The sequence below is a fragment of the Chamaesiphon sp. VAR_48_metabat_403 genome, assembly GCF_031422475.1.
Lineage (GTDB): Bacteria > Cyanobacteriota > Cyanobacteriia > Cyanobacteriales > Chamaesiphonaceae > Chamaesiphon.
This window is the reverse complement of the sequence record NZ_JANPLS010000122.1, coordinates 1-6,058: the sequence shown is the minus strand read 5'-3', so window position 1 is coordinate 6,058 and position 6,058 is coordinate 1. Positions and strand designations below refer to the sequence as shown.

At 43.7% G+C, this 6,058-nt stretch carries 8 protein-coding genes and 1 pseudogene; 5 read left to right on the top strand and 4 right to left on the bottom strand.

Annotation, left to right across the window (positions count from 1 at the left end; genetic code table 11):
• The first annotated feature begins 239 nt into the window (after positions 1-239).
• The gene (locus RMO79_RS06340) at positions 240-881 is read left to right on the top strand and encodes a Uma2 family endonuclease (RefSeq protein WP_310482212.1); all 642 of its coding nucleotides are present in this window, start codon (positions 240-242) and stop codon (positions 879-881) included.
• 145 nt (positions 882-1,026) lie between these two features.
• On the opposite strand, the gene RMO79_RS06335 is transcribed toward RMO79_RS06340, so the two are convergent.
• Positions 1,027-3,258, bottom strand: coding sequence for an NADP-dependent isocitrate dehydrogenase (locus RMO79_RS06335; protein ID WP_310482211.1), 2,232 nt, complete (start codon positions 3,256-3,258; stop codon positions 1,027-1,029).
• A gap of 119 nt (positions 3,259-3,377) precedes the next feature.
• Between RMO79_RS06335 and RMO79_RS06330 the strand changes: the two genes are divergently transcribed.
• Both RMO79_RS06330 and RMO79_RS06325 read left to right on the top strand, forming a co-directional pair.
• Entirely contained in the window at positions 3,378-3,707 is a 330-nt protein-coding gene (locus RMO79_RS06330; protein ID WP_310482210.1) for a hypothetical protein, read from the top strand.
• Positions 3,708-3,772: 65 nt separating this feature from the next.
• The gene (locus tag RMO79_RS06325) at positions 3,773-3,952 is read left to right on the top strand and encodes a hypothetical protein (protein ID WP_310482209.1); all 180 of its coding nucleotides are present in this window, start codon (positions 3,773-3,775) and stop codon (positions 3,950-3,952) included.
• A gap of 22 nt (positions 3,953-3,974) precedes the next feature.
• Here the strand turns inward: RMO79_RS06325 and RMO79_RS24455 are convergent.
• Positions 3,975-4,064 (bottom strand): annotated as a pseudogene (locus RMO79_RS24455) (NADP-dependent isocitrate dehydrogenase); the annotation flags it as partial.
• A gap of 177 nt (positions 4,065-4,241) precedes the next feature.
• The gene (locus tag RMO79_RS06320) at positions 4,242-4,811 is read right to left on the bottom strand and encodes a hypothetical protein (protein ID WP_310482208.1); all 570 of its coding nucleotides are present in this window, start codon (positions 4,809-4,811) and stop codon (positions 4,242-4,244) included.
• Between the two features lie 274 nt (positions 4,812-5,085).
• Between RMO79_RS06320 and RMO79_RS06315 the strand changes: the two genes are divergently transcribed.
• Both RMO79_RS06315 and RMO79_RS06310 read left to right on the top strand, forming a co-directional pair.
• Positions 5,086-5,286 (top strand): hypothetical protein, encoded by a 201-nt coding sequence (locus RMO79_RS06315; RefSeq protein WP_310482207.1) that lies wholly within the window; start codon positions 5,086-5,088, stop codon positions 5,284-5,286.
• A complete protein-coding gene (locus tag RMO79_RS06310) occupies positions 5,229-5,600 on the top strand; it encodes a macro domain-containing protein (protein WP_310482213.1) in 372 nt (123 codons plus the stop codon). Before RMO79_RS06315 ends, RMO79_RS06310 begins: the two co-directional genes overlap by 58 nt.
• Here RMO79_RS06310 and RMO79_RS06305 read toward each other — a convergent pair.
• A partial coding sequence (locus tag RMO79_RS06305) for a 3-phosphoshikimate 1-carboxyvinyltransferase (RefSeq protein WP_396136540.1) occupies positions 5,595-6,058 on the bottom strand: 464 nt, incomplete at its 5' end. The two genes, RMO79_RS06310 and RMO79_RS06305, sit on opposite strands and share 6 nt — an antisense overlap.

Genomic DNA, 6,058 nt, shown 5'->3' with positions numbered 1-6,058 from the left:
TTTGGGTTTTTGTGGACCCTTTAATGTTGAACTAAATTTTCCCTTTCTTGGGTGGTCAAAAACCCCCTAATCCTCTTTTCTGGCGGTTTTTAACCACAACCAGTTTGGCGGAGGCTATAAATCGAGATAGGGATTTTGAGTGCCGACAAAAGCAAGAATGATGCTTGCCATAGTTTTCGATCGATAAGTTGGGTTAAGCTATGATAATCGATCGCTCAGAGAGATTGAGAGGTACAGCTATGTTGACAGTTATCAATACAGGTGAAGAGAGAACCTTCCTCCGAAATATCAGTTGGCAGCTCTATGAAAGTCTCCTTGCCGAGATCGGCGATGATGGAAAAGCGCGACTGAGCTACTACCAAGGAAATTTAGAGTTTATGTCACCATTATTCGAGCACGAGCATAGTAATCGACTAATCGAGCGGCTAGTATCAGCCATCGCCGAAACAATCGATCTCGATTATGCTCCCTCCGGCTCGATGACGATTAAACGTCCAGATCTCGCAGCAGGGAAAGAGCCAGACTCCTGTTACTACTTTGCAAACGAACTAGCAGTGCGCGGCAAAACTAAACTAGATTTTACTCAAGATCCGCCGCCAGATTTGGCAGTAGAAATCGATATTACCAGCAGTTCGCTCAACCAACTCGCTTTATATGCGACGTTGGGAGTTGGCGAGGTGTGGCGATATGATGGAGCGGAATTAATATTTTATCAGTTGCAGTCAGGTAAATATGTAGTAGTCGATCGCTCTCCGACATTCTCGATGTTAGCTCCGGCAAGAGTGCTAGAGTTTCTCGCCGATTGTCAAACCGAGGGTGTAAATCAGTCGGTGAAAAATTTACGCAAGTGGGTTCGAGAAAATCTCTCGCAGCACGATTAAATGTGTTTTCTTTCAAATAGATGAACCTCATCAGGAATCATAGCTAAATCTGCGATAAATTGCGATCTTAGCGGCTGTTTATCCCCCATAAATACACATACATTGTCATGGCAATCGATCGCACCGCCCACAACATTACACCGCTCTAATCCAATAACTCGATCGCACTATTAAATACCCCACTCGATCTCATTGCCCGAACTGCTTTCTCTTCATTAGGATGATAGTAACCCCCAATATCGATCGCCTTTTCCTGCGAGTCATTTAACTCAGCTAAAATAGTTGCTTCACGATCGCTTAAATATTGTGCTAACTTGGCAAATTTTGCCTTCAATTCAGGGTTTTTATCTTGCTGTGCTAACTCCTGTGCCCAATACATTGCGATATAAAAATGACTGCCGCGATTGTCTAATTCATTAACTTTAGCTGAAGGCGATTTACCATTATCTAAATACGTACCATTGGCTTTATCTAGCGTTTCTGCTAAGATTAGCGCGTCGGGATTATTTGTCTTTTGTCCGACATCTTCTAACGCTACCGCCAGAGCTAAAAATTCGCCCAAAGAATCCCAGCGCAGATGCCCTTCGGTGACGAATTGTTGAACGTGTTTTGGTGCCGAACCGCCCGCACCCGTCTCGAATAAGCCGCCGCCAGCCAGTAATGGGACGATCGATAACATCTTAGAACTCGTACCTAATTCTAAAATTGGGAATAAATCGGTGAGATAATCTCGCAATACATTTCCCGTCACGGAAATAACGTTTTTACCAGCTTTAATTTGGGTGCAAGTAAACCGCATTGCCGCGACAGGTGACAGAATTTGAATATCCAATCCCGTCGTGTCATGGTTTGATAAATATTGGTTTACCTTCTCAATTAAATTGGCATCGTGAGCGCGATTGGCATCCAGCCAGAAAATTGTCGGGCAACCCGTGGCTCTGGCACGATTTACCGCTAGTTTTACCCAATCTTGAATTGGTAAATCTTTCGTCTGACACATCCGCCAGATATCGCACTGCTCGACGGGGTGTTCCATTAACGTCGCTCCAGTGGCATCGAGAACGCGCACCACGCCATCTGTGGCAATTTCAAAGGTTTTATCGTGAGAGCCATATTCCTCGGCTTTCTGCGCCATTAAGCCCACGTTGGCGACATTTCCCATCGTCGTCACGTTGAATGCTCCGTGCTCCTGACAGAACTCGATACATTCCTGATAAATTGTCGCATAACAGCGATCGGGAATCATCGCTTTGGTATCCTGAGCCTTACCATCCGCGCCCCACATTTTACCCGAAGTCCGAATTGCCGCCGCCATCGACGCATCGATAATTACATCGCTGGGTACGTGCAGATTAGTAATTCCCTTATCTGAATTCACCATCGCTAATTGAGGACGGTTGTTATAAACTGCTTGAATGTCAGCTTCGATTGCCTTTAGTTCATCTTCCGGTAGCGATTGAATCTTGGCATAAACATCGCCAATGCCGTTATTAGGATTCACGCCCAATCGAGCAAAAGTATCGGCATATTTGGTAAATACATCCCGATAATAAACCGTGACGGCGTGCCCGAATAAAATCGGATCTGATATCTTCATCATCGTTGCCTTCACATGGAGCGAGAGCAGGATATTTTCAGCCTGAGCTGCTGCGATTGCTTTTTCATAAAAAGTCCGCAACGCCTTGACACTCATCACCGCCGCATCGATGACTTCCCCCGCCGTCACCGTCGTCTGCTCCTTCAACACCGTTACCACGCCATCCGCCGCTACTAGCTCGATTTTTACCGCCCCCGCTTCATTAATAACTACCGACTGCTCGCTCCCATAAAAATCGCCACTCTCCATATGGGCGACATGAGTCTGAGAATCAGCAGCCCACGCACCAACTTTGTGGGGGTTCTTCTGGGCGTATTTTTTCACCGCCGCCGCCACCCGCCTGTCGGAATTTCCCTCCCGTAAGACAGGATTCACCGCGCTCCCCAGAATCTTGCCATACCGCGCCTTAATCGCCGCTTCCGCTTCATGCTGCGGTTGCGCTGGATAGTCAGGAATGTCGTATCCCTGCGCCTGTAATTCGGCAATCGCCGCCGTTAATTGGGGCACAGAAGCACTGATATTCGGCAGTTTGATAATATTCGCTTCAGGAGTCGTCGCTAGTTTCCCCAACATCGCTAGCGCATCGGGTTGCTGTTTTTGGGCTGGTAATCGATCTGAAAAAGCGGCAATAATCCGCCCAGCCAGGGAAATATCAGCAGTCTCGATCGATACATTAGCAGCTTTGGTAAATGCTTGGACGATCGGTAAAAAGGAGTAGGTTGCCAAAGCCGGAGCTTCATCGGTAAAGGTGTAGACGATTTTCGAGGGTTGGGTTGTCATAGATCTTTGGTGATGTGTGGCTTTGGCAATGATGGATGGTTCCAAACCATCATTTTGACATCTCTGGGGATTTTGGTGGTAGCCTAGTTGGCTAAATCTGAATTTAGGAGTAATTGGCGATGGTGCTACGATATGTATATTCGGTTCGCCCGGTTCAACTGTTTCTGATGACGCTACCGCCTAATTTCAATATACTGGTCGAACAGATAAATCGAGAAATGAATAACTTCGACAATGAATTATCTCAAGCTATTCAATTAGTAAGAGTAAGAATTACCTTATTCCCAGATAATATCATTTCGATTCAGTTATTTGCTCTCCTTAATAATTACACGCTATTTTTAGATAATACTCGGAGGAAAATCAAAGAAACTATTCAATACGTGACTACTGATGATGTACTATCTAGCAGCGATATTCAGGCAGGCGGAGAAGACTTGTCGGAATAACTAGGTCGAATTTTAGAAGCGAAGACAGTTGTAATTAATATTAAAAACCGTTTGGAATAATATCTATGAGTACTCAGCCATTAAATGAAACAGAGCTAGCTGAAATTCTACAAATAGCTCAAGACGGAGAGAAAAAGCTTAGAGAAATGAGCGATCGCGCAACAATAATTGCTGAAAAATGGAGAATAAAAACTCAAGCTCCCAATCGAGCTGTCGCTAACCCAGAGTCAAAAATCAGTTCTTAAATACAGTAAGAGCCTACTGAGCGATCGATACATTAGCAGCTTTGGTAAATGTTTGAACGATCGCCAAGAAAGAATAGGTTGCTAAAGCCGGAGCTTCATCGGTGAGGGTGTAAGCTGTCGAACATCTAAATCACATATTAGATTTTTTGAGAGGGTGCGGGGTGTCGGGTGTCGGGTGTGGAAGGATATTAATTAAATGTTTAACAGCTTAGATGATTTTCGCTGTCATGGCAGATCCTTATCTGTAGGGCTATCGCTCGTTCAACATTTCTGCCACTTAATATAATGTCTAATTCTTGGGCATTGGCATTACTTGGGCAGAGCCATCAATCATTTCGTCTCCACTAATTGACCACTTGCCATCAGATTTACTCACATTTATCTTGGTTTTATATCTAACAATTTTGACACCGACCAAAGATGTTTTTATTGTTTTATCTTGAGTATCTCTTTCAATAGACATCCTATATTCTCTCAGTAGAACCATCGCTTCGACCTTGGCTATTACTTCAGCACTACCCGTTTCAGCAGTTTGAGTTATCCTTCTCCAGTCTGTCAATTTTAAATTATTTGTAACTTCATAAAAACGCACTTCTGAGTTTGTTGCTTCATCAGGTATTTTTTTCAATGGGTATGCAGAATTTAACTTGTGATAATATTTGACAATAGATTGATGAATATTTTTAATGTCAGAATTAGAAATAGCAGAAGTGATAGTTGAATCTTGCTTGGTATTCATACTAAAATCGGCTCTATTTTGTGGCAAGATAGAGCTTTTTTTAACCTTTGCATCGGCAATATTAGTAATAGATAAGATGTATGCGATCGAGGTAACTGCAAAAATAAAAGATTTCATCATACTTGTTTGGGGTTATGAATAGATAAGCGCAAAGTTATCATTATTCAGTGTACCCACAGCGTAAATAGAAATTAACATGTTCCTAGCGAAATATTGCCATCGAGGTTGGAGAGCAACTCGTGATACTCAAACCTATTGCGTCGTAGGGTGTGTCACAGCGATCGCCTGACGCATCAATTCTATCCATCCGATCGCATTTGTGTAGACGATCGATAAAATTTCCCGATTTGGCATAATTATCGATCGAATCAATTAAAAATATGTCGGATTGAAAATGACCCTTACTTTTAACCAAGAGCAATATGCTCGACTTCTGACAAAGTATCAGCCCAAAGTAATTGAGACAGAGCAAGAATATCGCCAAGCTCTGACAGTAGTAGAATATTTTGTATTTAAAAAAGATCGAACTCCAGAAGAATTAGCGTTGTACGATCTAGCGATCGTGCTAGTCATCGACTTCCGGCTCGGTATGTAATTCATACTGTTGGCCCAATTTGGCAGGGTGGCAATAGTGGCGAAGCAGAATTACTCGCTAGTTGCTATCGAGAAAGTCTAATTTTAGCCGAGCAAAACCAGATTGAAACAATCGCATTTCCGGCGATTAGTTGTGGGGTATATGGTTACCCAATCGATCTGTCTGCTCAAATTGCACTAGAGACGGTGTGTGAGTTTTTAGAGCGAGATCGATTTTCGTTCCGAAAGGCTTCGCCAACGATTGCCGGGGTGAGTTTTGCATGTTTTAGCGATGCTGATTACAATACTTTTGTCGAAGCATTTGGAATGCTATAATTTAGCAATACTGCGTAACGAATCGAAGAAGGTTGGATAAGAGATCGAGGCAGCTTCGGCGCGATCGATCGTGGTAGTTCCGGTTGCCATCATCGATGCGATCGCTAGACTCATGGCAATCCGATGGTCGGTACAACTATCGAGTTCGGCTCCGACTAAAGAACCACCACCTGTAATTTCTAAACCATCGGGCAATTCGGTAATATTAGCACCCATTTTAGTTAAAGCTGCTGCCATTACTTGCAGTCGATCGCTTTCTTTGACGCGCAATTCAGCCGCATCGCGAATTATTGTGGTTCCTTGGGCAAATACGGCGGCTACTGCCAAAATGGGAATTTCATCGATTAATGTCGGAATCAGATCGCCGCTAATTTCACAAGCTGTTAATTTGCTATGCTTGACTCGTAAATCTGCGACGGGTTCGCCTGCAACTTCGCGTTGGTGTTCGAGGGTAACAT